17 protein-coding genes and 1 CRISPR repeat array are annotated in these 18,934 nt (G+C 44.8%); of the genes, 9 read left to right on the top strand and 8 right to left on the bottom strand.

Features of this window, described 5'->3' with window-relative positions; genetic code table 11:
• From cas5 to cas2, 5 genes are read left to right on the top strand one after another with little or no spacing between them, the layout of a single operon-like run.
• Positions 1-750 carry a CRISPR-associated protein Cas5 gene (gene cas5, locus KD145_RS28520; protein WP_212003203.1) on the top strand — a complete coding sequence of 250 codons (750 nt, stop codon included), beginning with the start codon at positions 1-3 and terminating at the stop codon, positions 748-750.
• Positions 750-3,503, top strand: a complete 2,754-nt coding sequence (gene cas3 / locus KD145_RS28515; RefSeq protein ID WP_212003202.1) for a CRISPR-associated helicase Cas3' — start codon at positions 750-752, stop codon at positions 3,501-3,503. Before cas5 ends, cas3 begins: the two co-directional genes overlap by 1 nt.
• Positions 3,504-3,505: 2 nt before the next feature.
• A complete protein-coding gene (cas4, locus tag KD145_RS28510; RefSeq protein ID WP_212003201.1) occupies positions 3,506-4,033 on the top strand; it encodes a CRISPR-associated protein Cas4 in 528 nt (175 codons plus the stop codon).
• A gap of 11 nt (positions 4,034-4,044) precedes the next feature.
• Positions 4,045-5,049, top strand: coding sequence for a type I-B CRISPR-associated endonuclease Cas1b (gene cas1b, locus KD145_RS28505; protein ID WP_212003200.1), 1,005 nt, complete (start codon positions 4,045-4,047; stop codon positions 5,047-5,049).
• Positions 5,050-5,075: 26 nt separating this feature from the next.
• Positions 5,076-5,339, top strand: a complete 264-nt coding sequence (gene cas2, locus KD145_RS28500) for a CRISPR-associated endonuclease Cas2 (RefSeq protein ID WP_212003199.1) — start codon at positions 5,076-5,078, stop codon at positions 5,337-5,339.
• 207 nt (positions 5,340-5,546) lie between these two features.
• Positions 5,547-7,156: direct repeats of the CRISPR family, unit length 29 nt; unit sequence GTATTGATTGGACCATAGCGGATTTGAAA.
• Between the two features lie 52 nt (positions 7,157-7,208).
• On the opposite strand, the gene KD145_RS28495 is transcribed toward cas2, so the two are convergent.
• Positions 7,209-7,349 carry a hypothetical protein gene (locus tag KD145_RS28495; protein WP_212003198.1) on the bottom strand — a complete coding sequence of 47 codons (141 nt, stop codon included), beginning with the start codon at positions 7,347-7,349 and terminating at the stop codon, positions 7,209-7,211.
• 445 nt (positions 7,350-7,794) lie between these two features.
• Entirely contained in the window at positions 7,795-8,640 is an 846-nt protein-coding gene (locus tag KD145_RS28490) for a DNA glycosylase AlkZ-like family protein (protein WP_212003197.1), read from the bottom strand.
• Between the two features lie 128 nt (positions 8,641-8,768).
• On the opposite strand from KD145_RS28490, the gene KD145_RS28485 reads away from it, so the two are divergent.
• On the top strand, positions 8,769-9,215 hold the full coding sequence (locus KD145_RS28485; protein ID WP_212003196.1) for a hypothetical protein: 447 nt from the start codon (positions 8,769-8,771) through the stop codon (positions 9,213-9,215).
• On the opposite strand, the gene KD145_RS28480 is transcribed toward KD145_RS28485, so the two are convergent.
• From KD145_RS28480 to KD145_RS28465, 4 genes are all read right to left on the bottom strand, one after another.
• Positions 9,216-9,788: an NADPH-dependent FMN reductase gene (locus tag KD145_RS28480; RefSeq protein WP_212003195.1), complete on the bottom strand. Its 573-nt coding sequence runs from the start codon at positions 9,786-9,788 to the stop codon at positions 9,216-9,218.
• 57 nt (positions 9,789-9,845) lie between these two features.
• Complete coding sequence (locus KD145_RS28475) at positions 9,846-10,160, bottom strand: hypothetical protein (protein ID WP_212003194.1); 315 nt, start codon at positions 10,158-10,160, stop codon at positions 9,846-9,848.
• 6 nt (positions 10,161-10,166) lie between these two features.
• The gene (locus tag KD145_RS28470; RefSeq protein WP_212003193.1) at positions 10,167-11,615 is read right to left on the bottom strand and encodes an alpha-L-fucosidase; all 1,449 of its coding nucleotides are present in this window, start codon (positions 11,613-11,615) and stop codon (positions 10,167-10,169) included.
• 220 nt (positions 11,616-11,835) lie between these two features.
• Positions 11,836-13,152, bottom strand: a complete 1,317-nt coding sequence (locus KD145_RS28465; RefSeq protein ID WP_212003192.1) for an erythromycin esterase family protein — start codon at positions 13,150-13,152, stop codon at positions 11,836-11,838.
• A gap of 179 nt (positions 13,153-13,331) precedes the next feature.
• On the opposite strand from KD145_RS28465, the gene KD145_RS28460 reads away from it, so the two are divergent.
• Positions 13,332-14,363, top strand: a complete 1,032-nt coding sequence (locus KD145_RS28460; protein WP_249219604.1) for a mechanosensitive ion channel family protein — start codon at positions 13,332-13,334, stop codon at positions 14,361-14,363.
• A gap of 9 nt (positions 14,364-14,372) precedes the next feature.
• On the opposite strand, the gene KD145_RS28455 is transcribed toward KD145_RS28460, so the two are convergent.
• Positions 14,373-15,833 (bottom strand): PLP-dependent aminotransferase family protein, encoded by a 1,461-nt coding sequence (locus KD145_RS28455; protein ID WP_249219603.1) that lies wholly within the window; start codon positions 15,831-15,833, stop codon positions 14,373-14,375.
• 86 nt (positions 15,834-15,919) lie between these two features.
• On the opposite strand from KD145_RS28455, the gene KD145_RS28450 reads away from it, so the two are divergent.
• A complete protein-coding gene (locus tag KD145_RS28450; protein WP_212003189.1) occupies positions 15,920-16,552 on the top strand; it encodes a pyridoxamine 5'-phosphate oxidase family protein in 633 nt (210 codons plus the stop codon).
• On the opposite strand, the gene KD145_RS28445 is transcribed toward KD145_RS28450, so the two are convergent.
• Entirely contained in the window at positions 16,538-17,410 is an 873-nt protein-coding gene (locus tag KD145_RS28445) for an SDR family oxidoreductase (protein WP_212003188.1), read from the bottom strand. The genes KD145_RS28450 and KD145_RS28445 overlap by 15 nt on opposite strands.
• A 228-nt stretch (positions 17,411-17,638) precedes the next feature.
• Between KD145_RS28445 and KD145_RS28440 the strand changes: the two genes are divergently transcribed.
• Positions 17,639-18,934: a GntP family permease gene (locus KD145_RS28440; RefSeq protein WP_249219601.1), complete on the top strand. Its 1,296-nt coding sequence runs from the start codon at positions 17,639-17,641 to the stop codon at positions 18,932-18,934.

Genomic DNA, 18,934 nt, shown 5'->3' with positions numbered 1-18,934 from the left:
ATGACGAATGAAAAACTGATTTCCTTTGATCTCAGAGCAGACTTTGGGTTCTTTAAGAAACCGGAACATAACGACGGAATACTACTCTCCTACAACATGCTCCACAAACCGGCACTATTGGGCATATTGGGAGCAGTTGCGGGTATGGAAGGATATCAACAAAAAGGCGAACTACCAGCATATTACCGCAAATTGCGGGATATGCTGGTAGGCATACAACCACTTAATCATGAAAACGGTTATTTTAGAAAAACAACTGTGAGGTATAGCAATACCGTGGGTTATGCTAATGAGGATGGTCCCCTGTTGGTAGAAGAAACCATGGTTATCCAGCCGGCATATCGCTGCTACCTGTTGTTGAACATGAGCAATACCGACCACAAAATACTGCATGATCAACTGGCATCAGGTAACGCAACCTTTATACCCTACATGGGTAAGAATGAATACCAGGCATGGATAGATGGCAATATTATAATCTACCGGCACCAACCAGTGCAACCTGCAGAAAGTTATAATATCACCTCTCTTTTTATTAAATCAAATGCCATACAGGTTCCTGAAAATATCTCCCATGGTTCTTTCTGTTACTTCGAAGAGCTGCCCATTGGTTTTAATGAGGAATTAATGCAGTATAAACTCGCCAATTTCGCATTTACCACCTGGTCGCTTAACCCTGACCAACCCATTCCCGGCTTATATCAATTAACAAGTGAAGAAGCGGAACAACAAATAATTCAACTATTCTGATGCCAAAAACAATTAAAGAGATACTGGATAGTGCGCCCAATACGGCAACTATACTCGAAAACGCGCCGTTATACTGGGCGCACATCCATCCTACCCATAGGGAAGAGTTATTAGCAACGCATATACTGCTGGTTAATCATTATTGCAAGAAGCTGGTGATTGCCCACGGACTGGAAAAGATAATAGATAATCTGATCCTCGATATAGTAAAGGACTGGGAATCCAGCGCAATAGCCGGAGACTTACTCAAACAGCTATTCGTACATATCATTGTTTTCCATGATTATGGAAAGGTAAATGAACTCTTCCAGGTAAAGCGAATGAAGAACAAGCATTTTTCTCCTAATCATGAAACTGTAATGGATCCGCCACATGGGCATTCTTTGCTTAGTACTTTTATTTATCTCTGCTATCAATTTAATCAGATAAAAGAGCTGGAAATACCGCAGCAAACTAAAGACAACCTTTTCTACTGTGCACTACAACTAGGCATTTCCATTCTCCGACATCATAGTAGCATCCTACCAGATACTGCGCCCGACGACCCGCGTGGCTATCGTCAGATCCGGAATATTTTTAGCTCCCTGACAAAATATCTCGATCAATACACACTGCAGACAAACGGTCATCAATTTAAAAAGGACCTTGAAGAAATACTCCTGAAATGGAAGTCTACAGCCACAAAAGTAGGATCAGGAAATCCATATAGGCTATTCGCGTTAGTCAAGCTCAATTTCTCTTTACTCACTGCCTCCGACTACATGGCCACACATGAATATATGAATAGCAGCCAGGAAGGAAAAGAAGCAGCGACAACAGCATTTGGCGTTTTCGACGAAAGAGACAGATTAGCAGAAATTATCAAGGACTTCCGTCAGTTTGGATACAATGCAAAAACTTTCAGTAGTGAAGCGAGCCCTCCTTTCATCTTTCCGGAGGAAAAATCAAACGACAACCTCAACAAGTTGCGTCAACAAATGGCACAGGAAGTTCTAAGCACTTTAAAAGACCATTGGGACAAACGGCTCTTTTACCTTGAAGCACCTACTGGTGGTGGGAAAACCAATTTATCTGCCATAACCTTTACAACCTTGCTGGAATGGAATCCGGAGTTAAACAAAGTGATCTATGTATTTCCATTTACCACACTGATCACTCAAACCCATCAATTCCTCAAAAAGTCTCTGGGTCTGAAAGAGCATGAAATTATAGCTATTCACTCCAAAGCAGAATTTCAATCCGGGTCTCAACAAAATGACAAGGAAGGATTATACGGTGATGAATACAAGGATTACATCAATAATCTGTTTGCGCTTTATCCACTGACATTATTATCTCATGTTAGTTTTTTTGACATCCTCAAAACAAATCGAAAAGAGAGTAATTATTTATTACACCGACTGGCAAACTCCATCGTTATAATAGATGAAATACAGTCATATACTCCAGACATCTGGGATAAGATGTTATACTTCATCAGTCAGTATGCTACTTACTTCAATATCCGGTTTGTATTGATGTCTGCTACCCTTCCTAAAATAAGTAGCCTCAGAGTGGGGCTTGAAACCCAAACAGATTTTGTTGATTTATTACCCAATGCCAGGAAATACATTACCAATCCCAATTTTGCAGACAGGGTCCGTTTCAACTTTGAGTTGTTAAACAAAGTAAGCACTTTACCTGATCTTGCAGCTGCTGTTATTGAAAAATCCGGATTATACATTCAGCAGAATGGCAGTGTAAAAACCATTATTGAATTCATTTTTAAGAAATCTGCTGCAGATTTCCTAAGGGAAATCAGCACGATGGATCACCCTTTCGACATCATACTTATCCTATCAGGAACTGTGCTGGACCCTCGTCGCAGAGAGATTATCAATTTCATTAAACGATCTGCCAAAACAAAGATCAACATACTACTAATAACCACCCAGGTAGTAGAAGCCGGTGTAGACATAGACATGGACCTTGGATTTAAGAATACTTCATTACTTGATTCAGACGAACAACTGGCAGGCAGAGTTAATAGAAACGCGATGAAAGGTTGTTGCGAAGTGTATTTATTTAACAAAGATAATGCCGGACTGTTACACAGCAGTGATATCCGCTACCGGCAAACCAAAGAGAAAATCAACCATGACACCTACCAGCGAATACTTAAAGAAAAAGACTTCAGGTATTTGTATGAAGAAGTCCTGGAATTTATAGATGAGAGTAACAATCACGGTTATATTGACGACCTGGATGCTTATAAATTCTACTTATCTCATCTTCATTTTATAAAGGCTAATGAAAAATTCAAGATCATAGACCAGCATAATATCAGTGTTTTTGTTCCTTTAAAAATACCTATATCCATTGAAGGAGAAGAAGCTGGCAAAGAAGAGGAGATTTTTTCATCCGGTGAGATTTCCTTTTTGAAACAATTTGAGGTCTATCCAGATAACAACATGATGGATGGATCGGCTGTATGGGGAGTTTATGAGTTACTGGTACAACAGAAAAAAACACTAAAAAATTTCGATATAAGCATCCTTAAAAACTTTAAAATACTACAAAGCATATTATCCAAGTTTACTTTCTCCCTGATATACCACGCTAACCAACATAAAAATATTCTTAACGGATTTGGGATCGAAAAACTGGGATACACATACTTAACCCACTGGGATGATGAGAGAGCTGAGGGGAAAATATACGAATATGATCATGGACTGAATAGCAAAGCATTCTCTGACGCTAATTTCATTTAACTATGTCTGTCAATGGTACACTTATCCAATTATTCCATATCTGCCCCAGAGAAATGTGGCTACACACACATGGAATTAATATGGAACACACGTCTGAAACCGTATATGATGGGAAACTGCTGCACGAAACCAGTTATTCCCAACGTCCTGAGAAATATACTGAAATAACACTATCAGCCTGTTTCAATAATATTCCATTAACCGGTAAAATTGATTTTTATGATGCAAAGCAAAAAATAATTCACGAAACCAAACGTAGTGACAAAGCAGAAGTCGCCCATGAATGGCAGGCAAAATTTTACATATGGCTCCTGCTATTAAATGATATCCCTGATGTACAGGCTATATTAGAATACCCCAAACTCAGGACTTCCACTACTGTTCAATTAACCAGTCACGATATCCTTCATCTTACAAACACCATCAGCACAATACAGCATTTACAACAATCAGACAAATGCCCGGATAAAATCCAAAGTAAAATATGTAAGAGTTGTTCGTATTATGAACTTTGTTATATCGAAGAATAATTATTTTTTCTATGAAGAAAAGTTATTACCTCTTTAACCCTGGAAGAATAAGCCGCAGGGACAATTCATTAAAATTCACTCCCGTTGATGATCTGGGTGCAGAAGGAGCACCGCGTTATATACCGGTCGAATCAGTAGACAACCTGTATACTTTTGGCAGTCTGGATGCCAACAGTGCTCTATACAACTTTCTGGGGAAAGAACAGATCAGTGTTCACTTCTTTGATCACTACGAACATTATACAGGAAGTTTCATGCCCAAAGACTTTCTTTTAAGTGGAAAAGTTATTATAGCACAAACAGAGCATTATTCAAATTCATCCAAAAGGCTGTCCATCGCCAGTAAATTTATAGAAGGAGCAGCATTCAACATCCTTAAAAACCTTCGCTATTATAACAATAGAGACAAGGACACCAGCGTCCAGATAGATACGATTTCTCAAATGACACCACAAATATCATCGGCAAGGAGCATTGAAGAACTGATGGGAGTAGAAGGAAAAATTCGTCTCACCTATTACCAAACATTTGATCTGATCATCAATGATTTTGAGATGGGACCTCGCACTAAACAACCTCCATCCAATGAGGTAAATGCCCTGATTTCATTCTTAAACATGATGTGTTATACGCTTTGTCTGGACATGATACACCATACACAACTCAACCCCACCATCAGCTTTCTGCATCAACCCGGATACCGGCGCTATTCACTGGCCCTGGACCTCTCCGAAATATTCAAACCTATTCTGGTAGACCGACTCATCTTTTCCTTACTAAACAAACGGCAAATACAAACACAGGATTTTGACCATCAACTTAATAGCTGTCTGTTAAAAGAAAATGGAAGAAAAAAAGTTGTTAAAGCATGGGACGACAAACTCAATGAAACCATCAAACATAGATCCCTTGGCAGAAATGTCACTTACAAACATCTGATAAAACTCGAATGCTACAAACTCGTTAAACATATTTTAAATATAGAAGAATATAAACCCTTTAAAGCCTGGTGGTAGCTGATATTTACCCAAAAAAAATAAAAATGTATATCATACTGGTATATGACATAGATCAGAAAAGAGTCGGTAAAATGCTCAAACTGTGCCGCCGCTATCTTAACTGGATTCAAAACAGTGTCTTCGAAGGAGAGCTCACCGAAGTAAAACTGAAAGAACTACTCCTTAAGGCCAAAGAAATAATTGATCCCTCTTATGACAGCATCATTATTTTCAGCAGCCGACAGGAAAAATGGCTGGATAAACAAGTCGTCGGACTCGAAAAAAACAACCTCGAAAATATGTTTTAGTCGTCTAAGACACCTAAAATATCATCCATCCATAGCAGTTCTTTGAAAGAAAAAATACAAACTATTGATTTTCAATAGTTTAAAAAAGTCGTCGATGTCAGGGGGTAATCATACTATTACACATCGACGACTTTAGCATCCTGAAACTTTGTGTTTGAATTTTACAACGCCTTGATTACAAGGCTTTTTTTGGTGGGGGAAAGGAGCGTATTGATTGGACCATAGCGGATTTGAAATGACATTCCACCAAAGGTTTACGTACTATCTTCGGGAAGGTATTGATTGGACCATAGCGGATTTGAAATCTCCCTATGTTTATTGATGTTCCTTGCTGAACCCTAAGTATTGATTGGACCATAGCGGATTTGAAATCTTACGAGGGTCTACCACATAAGTACCAACTTTTGGGTATTGATTGGACCATAGCGGATTTGAAATCAGTTAATCATCCAGCCGGCTTTGTTCAAATTTTCGTATTGATTGGACCATAGCGGATTTGAAATTGAGGTTTAAGCGGGTCTTGCGGGCCGCGAAGAAGGAAGTATTGATTGGACCATAGCGGATTTGAAATGATATAGCGAGATTGGCTCCGAAGCCGATAATAGTGTATTGATTGGACCATAGCGGATTTGAAATGTAGCAAACCCAGGCAGCATTTCATTGGCAATTTTTGTATTGATTGGACCATAGCGGATTTGAAATTAAATATGATATGCTTACAGAAAGAGCCGCGAACAGTATTGATTGGACCATAGCGGATTTGAAATTTTGAAAAATACGGGCATACCAGCGATGCGAACGACGTATTGATTGGACCATAGCGGATTTGAAATGGTTTGGGCAGCTTCGGAAGACGAAACTGTAATGGCGGTATTGATTGGACCATAGCGGATTTGAAATAGACCAGCAAAATAAAGCGCTACCTCGATGGCCAACCGTATTGATTGGACCATAGCGGATTTGAAATATAGCTCGATGCAGGTTGACTTTACAATTCAGCAGGGTATTGATTGGACCATAGCGGATTTGAGATGACGATAATCCTATAGACTTTTGTTCTGCTACAAAGTATTGATTGGACCATAGCGGATTTGAAATAAAGTGTCATGGATGGTCTTAGTATATTATTCGGGTATTGATTGGACCATAGCGGATTTGAAATCGTGACTGAGGAAGCCAGTTAAGTGCATCAACCGGGTATTGATTGGACCATAGCGGATTTGAAATATTGTATCCTTCGGTTGTTCAAGGAGGGGAAAAGATGTATTGATTGGACCATAGCGGATTTGAAATAAGATCTCCTCCATACTTATTCTGATAGCCGTTTTTGTATTGATTGGACCATAGCGGATTTGAAATCCTCTCCACATGAAACAATTGAACTGGCCGACAAAGGTATTGATTGGACCATAGCGTATTTGAAATTGAAAATAATACCGCGGATAGCCAACAGCAGTAAAAGTATTGATTGGACCATAGCGGATTTGAAAGTGGTTTATTATTGAAGTCCCCCAATACAGTTCTGGTATTGATTGGACCATAGCGGATTTGAAAGAGATCATGTTGAAACCAATAGAACACCATAACCGGGTATTGATTGGACCATAGCGGATTTGAAAGTCAGTATAAATATCTACCTTCAGCCTGGAAATCGCGTATTGATTGGACCATAGCGGATTTGAAAGAATGAACCGGTTATGCCTGCGATTCCAGGGCAGGGAGTATTGATTGGACCATAGCGGATTTGAAAGGTACAAATTAACACTGCCTCAGAAACATTTCATGGTGTAAAAATTGAACCTTAGAGGACTTGAAATGGGAGATAACATTCTCCTTAGGATATAAACATAGAAAGGAATAACTGAACTATTATGTATTGAAAAACAGGAAGATATTTTGGACAAGTATATATCTCTCCGGTAGAGCCATGATGGGTACATCTATGGTGATGGCAACTTGTTTCTGCTGGGCTGTAGAGGTAGTAGTGGGGAGGAAGAAAAGATATTTCATAGAGGAGAAAATAAAAAACTTCCCTAAAAAGAACATTTCGAAAAGTTATTAGAACTATTATCTATTTAATTTCTGTACAGTTATTAATACAAATAACGTCTGCCGCCAGGCTACCCGGAGAATATCTAACTTTAAGTAATGTTCAAATCTCTATGTTATGAAAAAAAACCCACTAAAAAATTATTCCTTGGAAAAATCAAGGTTGTTGATTTAAGTAAATTAATAGGAACTGGTGGTCCAATCCTATATACAGTAGGAACTGTAGATACTTGCGGTAATTTCTCCTGTGATGCAACAGGATGTGCATCAATAGGCCAGGCAACCCAGTGCCAATTCTGCTCTGGAATTGCTTGTGAGCCATAAGTCTGTTTGCATATGTTCCTAATAACATCTACTAACCTGTCCTCTCAACAATCTTGGGAGAATTACGCTATGTTTAATCAACTCAAAGAAATTGCCCCACTCTTCCTCCAGATCCCTCCTCCTCATACCCCACGTAAAACTCATCCGCCGCGGGTAGTATTAACGATCCATGAATAACAGGAACTGCTCTATCCATATCTGAGGAGAACCAATATGCCTCACCATCCACGACTTCACAGGACAAAGCACATTCTGAGAGCCCTTTTTTGGCGATGGGGACAGGCAGACCGCTCCAGTAGACGAAGTCCTGTAATCTCGCAGGTCCGCGGCTGCGGAAGTAGCGTTGTGCCAGCACCGCCACGGCTTCTTCGGCGGGTATGGCAACCGCCTGAGGAGGTTGCAGGCGGTAGGTAAACGTTTTACCGGAGAGGGGGCCGCTACAGATGATACCTTCCAGTTCTGCGTCCATGAGGAGGATGTTGATGCGCAGGTCTTTGGAGGATAGGCCAAGGTGGGGTGTCAGCTGTTGTCGTGTTAAAGTTTGTCCGTCGCGGAGTATTTTTTCGAGGGTATGTCTGCTGCGTTTTAGCAGTGGGGGATCGATGCTGAGGGTATGGTATAGTCGTTTACAGGATACCTTGATCAGTGGTGTGGTGAGGGTTTGTATCCAGGTATTGTCGGTGGCGGTGACCAGGTGGTGGATGGGTTTGAGCAGGAAGCTGCGTTGTAGGATGCCCTGGTTGATAAAAGTATCGACAGACGTATTGCCGGAAGCATGCATACGGGAGATGATGCTACGTTTGGCCGCGGTATAATCGGTGGCCTGGAGGCATCCGAGCCATTGCACTACGGCTGCCGGGGATGTATAGGTACTGCTGTGCAGCAGCTGGTTACGCAGCCGGTGGCATACGATATCACTTTCTGTCATACACCAAAACTAGCAGGGGCAGGTGACAACAGTATGTCAGGAGTTATCACCCCATGCAAAACAGGCAGTTATAAATTAATTTAACTACTTTAGTATAATTGCAGACGTTTTACATCACACATCGTTATATGAAGAAGCATTTTATTTACCTCCTACCAGTATTAGTAACCATCGCCTGTGTAAACCGAAATAACCAGCAAACCGAAGTAAAGACCGATTCTGCCACTGTCAGCACTAAGCCAGTCACCGTACAGGAACAGCCGGCCACTAAGGAAACCGACGGCCAGTCGCCATCCTGGACGGATTCATTGCTGATTGAATTTGTAAAGTCAACAGACAACCAGCTGATCAGATACGCAGCGAAAGACAGCTCCATCCGCTGGATGATGGACCAGGTAGAAACAACCGATTCCGCGGTTTATATGATTTTCCACCTGGGACACCATATGGAAGAAGCAGACCACTCCGACCCAAGATTTGTAACAGATGGATGGGTATATATCGATACCCTGACAAGAAAAGTATATGAATACGACGCAGCAGCCGACAGCTTGAAAAGATGGTATAAAAAATAATCAGAACAGGGAAGGCCTTGGCATCAATGGGATAGGCTCTTCTTTCACCACAGCCACCAGGGACGCTATCAGCTGTTGGACCTTTTCCAGTGTAGCCGTGTCCGTGATAATACCGTCCTGATTGATCTTTGTTTTTACTCCGGAGATGACTATCTGGGCAGTGGTGGCAATGTTCGATTCGATGATAAGCAGGGTGCCCAGCAGCGATTCATGCGCTTTGAAACCAGAGGTACCGGCTGTGATCAGCGCTACCGGCTTCCGGGACAACTCCATGGAAGAAACAGTCCAGTCGATCGCATTTTTCAGGGTACCCGGCACACCGATGGCATATTCCGGCGTACAGATCAGGACAGCGTCTGCTTCCCGCAAACGGCGCCGGAAGGCAACAACCTCCGCAGGTGGATTATCGTGGTCTATATCAGGGTTAAAATGAGGGATATTCGTCAGCCCCTCAAACACCTCCACATGGGCGACGTCTGCGGCCAGGCTGGCAACAGCTTTTATCAGTTGATGATTAGAGGATTGCTGACGGGTACTTCCGGAGATAGCGAGAATATTGAGCTTTTGTGACATTGGCTTTATCATTGTCCGCCAAAAATACAAAACCCCGGCACTGAAATGCCGGGGTTTTTATTTTATTTTTTTGAGATGGTTCATTTCTGCGATGAGCTCCAGCATAAACGGCTCACTGGCAAAGACCTCATGCATCCACCGGTCGATAGCTTCAAACAGATAGTACCGCCCTATCTTATACAGATGAGAATAACCGTCCACGTCCACCAGCTGCTTCACCAGCTGCAGTTCCCTGCCATTCAGCACATTAGGCAGGGCCCGTGGGTAGATACGACGGATATCATCTTCGGTCCAGTCTTCTCCCAACATAGACTGCAATGAGGGCGCATCCAGCAGCCCGGCCTCCCGGAGGCATTCACCTTCAAAGTTCATGAGCATTTATTTTATCTTCACCACAAATAGTCGCTGCGGAATATCTCCCGGTCGAAGTCCGGATAAATTGATCACAAAATCCTTGCCCTGCTGCTGCCCGGTGATAGGCTTGCTACTGCCCAGAATACTACAGACAGCGTTTTTAGGGGCCGTATAATTACGAATACGCAGCTGTTGTTCAAAACGTGGCACTATGCAATATAAGGCATCCTGATGGGTCGTAAAAAACATTTCTATGTGGGCATGTGTCGGAGAAGGAACAACCATCTGCGAAATATTGTAACCCGACATATAGCTCTCCTCCCTTATTTCAGGCCTCCTCCCGCTGCTCCACTGCCGGGTCTCCTTCCAGGCTTTGGTTTCATAGATGGCCTCGCCATTAATTTTCAGCCAGTCACCGATGTCCAGCAAACGCTGCTGCATGATCACCGGTATACGCCCATCTGCCGTAGGCCCTATGTCCAGCAACAGATTACCACCACGTGACACAATATCTGTCAGCAATAAAATCAGGTCATTACTCTTTTTGTAATCATCTGCCTTTTCCATCCGGTTATAACCATAAGACTGACCAATACCCTGACTTTCCTCCCATACTACTCCCGGCTGCATCCCGCTGCCATACTCCGACGTAAGATAAGTAGCACCGTTGTTTTTGCCTCTGGTATTATTACCCCAACGGTCATCTACCGCCACCTCATCCTTTACCGGCGACTCATTATACAACCATGCCAGCAGCTCTGTGCTGCGCCAGGCAGTATCAGACATCTCCCATTCCCCATCAGAAAAAATAACCGAAGGCTTATAACGCGTTACCAGATCCTTAAACTGCGGCATCATCACTTCGCTGACATAACGCTGCCTGTCTTTCCGGTACAAAGGATTAAACCATTCATACAACGAATAATAATATCCCATACGCAACCCTTCCTTACGTACTGCAGCTGTCAGATCTCCCAGCAGATCTCGTTTGGGCGTCCCCGTTACCGCATTCCAGGCATGTCCCCATGATTCATCTGCCTGTTTGTTATCCCACAAACAATACCCCTCATGATGTTTGGATGTCAGCACCACATACTTCGCACCGGAACGTTTGAAAACATCGGCCCATTGCGCCGGATCAAATAACGAGGCCGTGAACTGTTTTTCAAACTGCTGATAGGAAAAATCCTTGCCGTATTGTTTGTCATGAAATGCCTGTACCTGCTGATGACTCCCTTCTTTGGTACCATTCAGGTTATACCAGTACCACTCCGAATACCCTCCCGGGCCCACTACAGCAAAGGAAGGTACTGCATATACACCCCAGTGAATAAAGATGCCGAACTTGGCTTCGTTGAACCACGCAGGGATACCTCGTTTGTTAAGAGAACTCCAGTCAGCCGTATATTTTTGCGCAGAAAGAGAGAAAAAACAACACAACAGCAATGTTGCACCTAATAGTATTTTTTTCATACATGGAATTTTAGCGGTAGTCAATAAATATAAAAATCATCCACCCTAATTCCAAATACCTGTAACATTTAATTTACATAACGCGTTCCATACTCATCAACTTCCTCTATGAAAAAAGCTGTAGTACGGTATCGCTTTCAGAGGAAGTGAATATATACGCCACCGCTTTGCCATTGCACCCGCTGCCGTCCCTGCGCATGGCCTATGGCTTGCGATAATGTTATTTTTTGTAATAGATCGATACAGAAGAAGTAGTATTTTCCAGGTAGATGATACCGTCATACAGTTCTGGTAAAAGCCCCTGTTCAAACTGCTTTTCCCCCTTCGGAGCTACTGCTCCTATATAACGTAGTTTCATACGATGCAACAGCCATGAGGCGCCATCGTTTTTCAACTGCTCCCTGCGTATGTCAAGGATAAAGTTGCCAATGCCACTGGCTTGTGCATACGATTCAAATGATGTAGGAACCGGCGTGGATAAAAGATTATCATGAGAGAGGCCAACACCTCTTTTGACAGCGGTATACTTGCCTGATGCTACCCCAAAACCCAGCACCAACAGCTCTTTTCTAAAGTGTCTGTTCAGATATTCTCCCATGGAATATTCATTCTTTTTTATATGCGCATTGTGAGCCCAGAGTACCATTTTCTGCCCGGGAAAATGTTCTGTCAGCCAGATCACATTCTCTGCCATCGACTGGTCTCTGTTGCTTAAAATCCCTTTTCTGTCAGAATTTTTTTTCACATACTGATTCAATACTTCCAGGTATCGCAGCTGCCACTCCCATATGCTATCTCCCACCAATTGCCGATAAGCAGCGCCCTTCCTCCTGAAGTTCTCTCCCAGTGTATCCAGCGCCTGCTGCAAAGGGGCTTTTTCTTCACGGGTCAGCAGTTGGCCATTTATATTCTGTCGCCTGTAACGGACGCAATAGGCAGCAATGGTATCTACCACTGGTTTCAGGTCAGGAGCATACTGTGTGGCAAATTGATCCAGTCTTTCATAAGCCCCTTGTGGGAATTGCATATCAAAACCAGTGAACTGCACCATCTTATCCGGATGCTGAATATTATAAACCCGCATCCATTTAATCATCTCCAGCACCTCTCTGGTATTCCAGGTCCAGCAATACATACCGGCCAGTACTATCTCCGGCTCTCCTTTTCCATACAATACATATTCATTGACAGCATTCGTCTCCGGTAAATTCGCTTCAATAGAAAAAATAGTAAAGCCCATTTCAGTGACCAGGAATTCAAGCAGGCGGTGTTTCATCCTGAAAATTTCACTGGTGCCATGTGTACATTCTCCTAGTGCTACCACACGGGCATCTCCTATCATCGGTTTCAGTCCCTGTAAATCCGCACTGCCATTGCCGGCATCAACAGTACGAAGTGAAACGGCATGTGACCTCAACCACGCGCTCACACCATCCGTGGTATCAGCCTGTAAACCCATGGAGACAAATGCAGCAACATGGCCTGGTAGCGCAATCAATAAAAAGGGAAACAACAGTAACAGCAAACATTTTTTCATAGTGGAATAAATCATACGTGAAGATTAGAATAACGGACAGAATTACATAAATATTATTTTTTATACACCTCATCTCTGTATCAGGACAACTTTGATTCCTAATATCAGAGTCCTCTACGGCACCTTTTTTGTGACCTTCCGGCCTTATGTGGAATGAATTATTAGAAAAAACGGACCATTTGCCCAACATCTTATGGAACCTGATGTTGATAGGCATTTCAGTAATTGCAGGATGGCTGATCAAATTCCTGCTTTCACTTATCCTGCGGAAGACCAGCAAACGCAACGGAGATTTTTCGCTGGTACATAGCGCTCTGCTCCATCTTGGCAAAGCATTCAACTATTTTCTGCCGTTGCTGATCCTCAACATGTTGATGCCATTGATGCGTATTCACCCCAAATATGAACCATCGCTGACACGCCTGGCGGAAATCGCGCTCACACTGTCATTTGCAGCACTGGTCATCGGCATACTTAAAGTGCTGGAAGATTATGTATATCATGTATATGATCTCAACAAAGCCAACAACCTGAAAGAACGGAAGATACGCACCCAGCTGCAGTTTGTGAGGAAGCTGGCCATAGCCCTTGTACTGGTACTCACAGCCTGTATCATCCTGCTGAGTTTTGACAGCATGCGTAAACTCGGCGCCGGCCTGCTCACCGGTGTAGGCGTTGGCGGTATCATCATCGGCTTCGCTGCGCAAAAATCACTCGGCAACCTGCTGGCCGGATTCCAGATAGCTTTTACCCAGCCTATCCGCATCGACGATGTGCTGGTGGTGGAAGGAGAATGGGGACGTGTGGAAGAAATTACACTCACCTATGTGGTACTCAACATCTGGGACCAGCGTAAACTGATACTCCCGATCAACTACTTTATCGAAAAACCTTTCCAGAACTGGACACGTACCGGATCTGAAATACTAGGCACCGCCTTCTTTTATCTCGACTATACCGCACCCATAGATAAAATCAGGGCCGAATTTGACAGACTGCTCAAAGCCTCTCCCCTCTGGGATAAACGAGCCAGCGCTCTGCAGGTCACCAACATCACCGAACGCACTGTTGAAGTAAGAACCCTGATGAGCGCCGCCACCTCCGGCCAGGCTTTCGACTTACGTTGTTATATGCGTGAACAGCTACTGAAATATATCAGGGAAAATCATCCGGAGTGTTTGCCCCAACTCAGAACTGCTGATGGATTATGATTACGGGTATCATAATCCATCAGCGATTATTTTTTTTATTATCCCTACTGCCTGCTCCAGTTCAGATGGAGACGACGATGCAAAGCCCAGACGTGTATGGTTCAGCGTTGGATCAGCTTTATTGAATGATTGCCCGTCGTACATATAAAGTCCTTTCAGCTGTGCTTTTTCAGCTAGTTTTTCCAGGTCGATGCGGCGGTCAAATCCGGTCCATACGGCCATGCCGCCTACAGGTACCTGGAAAGAGACATCGTTGCCCAGCTCCGTGCGCAGCAGTTCACAGAAGAGGTCTCTCCGTTCACGGTAAAGCCGCAGCGACTTACGCAGATGACGATGTATCACCCCTGTATGCAACAGCTCCGCAAAAGCGTTCTCCAGCATCAGATCACCCTGACGGTCTACGATACGCCTTACTTTGGCGAGATAATGGATCACATTTTCGGAGCCTACGAGGTAGCCCACCCGGAATGCAGGGGAAATAGCTTTGGTAAAAGATCCGCCATACAGCACCATTCCGGCCCTGTCTGCACTGGCCAGTGGTGCCAGCGGTTTGCTGAGATAGTGGAAATCGTAATCATAGTCATCTTCAAAGATGATAAACCCATACTTTTCGGATAGCCGTAACAGTTGTAAGCGTCTGTCTGCCCGCAGCACCACTGTAGTAGGGTAATGGTGATGGGGAGTAACATACACCATCCTTATCTTTTTCTGCCGGCAGAGTTGTTCCAGGGCGTCCGTATCTATACCGTATTCATCTACCGGCATGGTGTGCAGCTGAGCGCCGGCCTGTATGAAATTGGCGCTGGCACCACCCCAGGACATATTACCGCTGACAACATGATCCCCTTTCGCTACCAGGCCGGTAGCTACCAGAAAGAACCCCATAATGGTACCTCTTACGATCAGGATATTTTCAGCCGTAGTATGCAGTCCCCGCGTTTCGTTGAGATAAGCCGACAGCTCCTGTCGCAGGCGGGAAGCGCCGGTGGTATCACCATAGCCCAGCCGTACATAGGGATTGCCATGCAGCATCTGGCTGCGGTAGTTGCGGGTCAGCTCTTCTACCGGCGCCAGCCGGGAATCGGGGAAACCGTCATCCAGGTGGAGGTTGCTGGAAGCTTTCAACACAGGACGCTCAAGATGCGGCGCTACTGTGAAGCTGAAGCCTGCTGTCCGTTGCGGGTTAACGGAAGTAGATTTATTGTCTGTAAGTGTTTGCAGCTCTGTACGGGGCAGATGTCTGGCCACGAAGGTACCGCTGCCGGTATGGCTTTCCAGCCAGCCCTGAGCCAGCAGCTCATCATAAGCCCTCACCACGGTTTTACGGTGTACCTGTAACATCTCCGACATCTCCCGGCTGCTGGGCAGGCGCTGCCCTGCATTCAACGGCCCCGTCCGGATAAGCCCCATCAGCTGATTGGCCAGTTGAAGGTATACCGGCTGCTTATCCTGCTTGTCTAGATATAACAATGAAAAAATTGGACTACCCATTTTATCTGAATCGGATGATAATATAGAGCCAATAAAGGTACAACTTTGTTAAAAAACAACCGATAATGAATCCGATTCCGCCGCACCTCGTTCCCAGCAGATATCCTAAAAAGGCCGTCTATGACCAGCAGACGATCTATTCCATACTGGATGATGCCCTGGTTTGTACTGTCAGCTTTGCTGTCGATAACAAACCTTTCTCCATCCCTACTGCTTTTGTCCGTCATGAAAATAAAATTTACATACACGGCTCTGTAGGCAGCCATTTCATCCGTGAGATAGAAAAAGGACTACCGGTATGCATCACTGTCACCTTGCTGGATGCCATCGTAGTCGCTAAGTCGGCCTTCAACCATTCCGTTAACTACCGCTCGGTGGTCATTTTCGGCACCCCCGAAAAAATTGAGGAGCCCACCCTGAAAACAGAAGCCTTCAAATGGCTCACGGAAAAATTTGTTCCCAACAGCTGGGACTATCTCCGTCCACTCAAAGACAGCGATAGCCGGAAAACGACCGTACTGGCCTTTTCACTTGATGAAGCCTCTGCCAAAATGCGTAGCGGCATGCCCGGTGAAGATGAAGATAAAGACCTGCCTATATGGTCCGGTATCATTCCGATAGAAACCAGGCGCCTAGCGCCCATTACAGAAGAATGCAGCGCTGGTGTACCCCTGCCTCCCCACTTAACTGTGATGTAGATGACGTTGCTGGCCGAAGTTTCTCGCCACATCCTCTACCTGCAACAAACCAGTAGGGTCAGACTGTGTTTTATATTCGCAGAACTTTTCGGCCCACGTAGAGGTACGGATACGGAGGGGAGGGTTTTCAGCGGCCACCACGCCGGCTATGAGCAGTGCCACCTCTTCGGCAGACTGATAGGAGGAAGAGCGGGATTCTCCGCTGGCAATATAGGATTCGAGCAATGGTTTATAAGCATCTTCAAGGATACCACCACTGCTGTTGACCTGTTTGAAAACATTATTTCTGAATTCGGTCCGGATACCGCCGGGTTCAACGATAGTGAATTTCACATTAAAAGCAGGTGTCACATAGGTGGCGAGAGCTTCTGTATACCCTTCCACAGCGAACTTGGCAGCACAATACAGTTCATTAAAGGGCTGTCCTACCAGCCCGCCTACAGAGCCGATATTGATGATGTGCCCGCTGCGCGCCTGCCGCATATGAGGCAGCACAATTTTAGTGCATCGTACCACACCCAGGAAGTTAGTGTCCAGCACCTTTTGTATCTCTTCCATGGAGGCCTGCTCCGTATTGCGCACAAAACCGGCTCCGGCATTGTTGATCAGCACATCTATCTTTCCTTCATAGGCCAGCACGCGGTCTACACAGGAATTAATCGTATCGATGTCTGATACGTCCAGTACGCTGACATCCAGTTTAACCTGCTGCGCAGCGGCAGCGTCCAGTAAAGCATAACGTTTGTCGAAGTCACGCATGGTGGCATACACCTTATAGCCGTTAGCAGCCAGTTGTAAGGCGGTATGCATACCCAGTCCGGTGGAAGTACCGGTGATTAAAACTACATTGCCCTGCATAAGTCAGATATTTTTAAAGGGATGAACAACGTCATAAATATAATGAATTACACGCAGTATTACCGCAGACACCGCCGATAGACAGCCGGATGATATCACGCTAACCCATATACGCAGAAAACAGGACTTGCAGAATACAACAATAATGGATATATTGTAAAACATCGATCGGCTATATTCACATCATAAACATCATCTGTTATCATACTTTATCACAGTCTTGGATTAGTGGCAGGCATTGTCCTGATTATTATTCTGACAGCCAGGTACAGGATACACGCCTTCTTTGCCTTGCTGATGGCCAGTATGCTGACAGGACTGATTTTCGGACTCCCGGTAACGGATATACTCAGTACCATTAAAACCGGGTTCGGGCAGATTGTTGGTTCCCTCGGACTACTAATTATACTGGGCACCACCCTGGGCCTTATGCTCGAACATACCGGCAGCACCAGTGTACTGGCGGCATATGTGTTGCGCAAAACAGGCACCGGACGCTCTTCACTGGCACTTAATATCATCGGGTATGTGGTTGGCATGCCTATCTTCTGTGACTCAGGATTTATCGTACTCAGCGGTCTCAACAAAGCCATGGCTGTCCGTTCCGGCATCTCCATGCTGATCATGGCCTCTTCGCTGGCTACCGGCCTCTATGCAGTACATTGTATGATGCCGCCACATCCGGGTATTATGGCGGCCACCGGCATCATTCAGGCAGATGTAGGCAAAGTGATGTTATACGGACTACTGATAGCGCTGCCGGCATCCGCCTGCGGATATGCATGGTCGTTATATGCCGGACACAAACTTCCTGCACCACCTGTGGAAGCACCAGACATCACCATACCTTCCGGACGCCTGCCCTCAGTAGGAATGGCTGTATTACCTATCGCCATACCCATACTACTGATAGCGCTGCGCTCTTTTCTTGCATTGGAGAAAAACGCCACTTCGCTGGTCATCCAAACACTCAATATACTCGGCATTCCGGAAGTAGCGATCACGATCGGTATCATCCTCACCTTACTCAGTCTGCGCAACGGACAGGCCAGCAATGTCCGGAAAATATTAGTGGAAGGAGCAGAAAAAGCATCAGGCATACTCGTGATCATCGGCGGTGGAGGCGCATTCGGAGCCATACTGGCCAAAGCCGACCTGGGCAGACATATCGCAGAAAATCCGGCTATAACGGGCACGGGTATACTATTACCCTTCCTGATCACCGCCATCATCAAAACGGCGCAAGGCTCGTCTACCGTAGCCATCATCACAGCCGCTTCCATCATACATCCTTTGTTGCCCGCACTAGGCCTCAATACCCCCGATGGTAATATCCTGAGCGTACTGGCTATGGGTGCCGGCTCCATGATGATATCCCACACCAACGACGCCTACTTCTGGGTGATATCACGGTTCTCCGGACTGGAGATCAAAGATATGCTGCGTGTATATACCACGGCTACACTGATCATGGGCATTGCCGCTATGTCTGGTGTATACCTCCTGTCGCTGCTCATCAGATAG

The organism is Chitinophaga sp. HK235, from assembly GCF_018255755.1.
Lineage (GTDB): Bacteria > Bacteroidota > Bacteroidia > Chitinophagales > Chitinophagaceae > Chitinophaga.
The sequence above is the reverse complement of the archived record's forward strand: the minus strand, read 5'-3'. Positions and strand labels throughout refer to the sequence as shown.

Coding starts and splice junctions, on each gene's coding strand:
- cas5 (WP_212003203.1), top strand. CDS start 1: ATGACGAATGAAAAACTGATTTCCTTTGATCTCAGAGCAGACTTTGGG.
- cas3 (WP_212003202.1), top strand. CDS start 750: ATGCCAAAAACAATTAAAGAGATACTGGATAGTGCGCCCAATACGGCA.
- cas4 (WP_212003201.1), top strand. CDS start 3,506: ATGTCTGTCAATGGTACACTTATCCAATTATTCCATATCTGCCCCAGA.
- cas1b (WP_212003200.1), top strand. CDS start 4,045: ATGAAGAAAAGTTATTACCTCTTTAACCCTGGAAGAATAAGCCGCAGG.
- cas2 (WP_212003199.1), top strand. CDS start 5,076: ATGTATATCATACTGGTATATGACATAGATCAGAAAAGAGTCGGTAAA.
- KD145_RS28495 (WP_212003198.1), bottom strand. CDS start 7,349: ATGAAATATCTTTTCTTCCTCCCCACTACTACCTCTACAGCCCAGCAG.
- KD145_RS28490 (WP_212003197.1), bottom strand. CDS start 8,640: ATGACAGAAAGTGATATCGTATGCCACCGGCTGCGTAACCAGCTGCTG.
- KD145_RS28485 (WP_212003196.1), top strand. CDS start 8,769: ATGAAGAAGCATTTTATTTACCTCCTACCAGTATTAGTAACCATCGCC.
- KD145_RS28480 (WP_212003195.1), bottom strand. CDS start 9,788: ATGTCACAAAAGCTCAATATTCTCGCTATCTCCGGAAGTACCCGTCAG.
- KD145_RS28475 (WP_212003194.1), bottom strand. CDS start 10,160: ATGAACTTTGAAGGTGAATGCCTCCGGGAGGCCGGGCTGCTGGATGCG.
- KD145_RS28470 (WP_212003193.1), bottom strand. CDS start 11,615: ATGAAAAAAATACTATTAGGTGCAACATTGCTGTTGTGTTGTTTTTTC.
- KD145_RS28465 (WP_212003192.1), bottom strand. CDS start 13,152: ATGAAAAAATGTTTGCTGTTACTGTTGTTTCCCTTTTTATTGATTGCG.
- KD145_RS28450 (WP_212003189.1), top strand. CDS start 15,920: ATGAATCCGATTCCGCCGCACCTCGTTCCCAGCAGATATCCTAAAAAG.
- KD145_RS28445 (WP_212003188.1), bottom strand. CDS start 17,410: ATGCAGGGCAATGTAGTTTTAATCACCGGTACTTCCACCGGACTGGGT.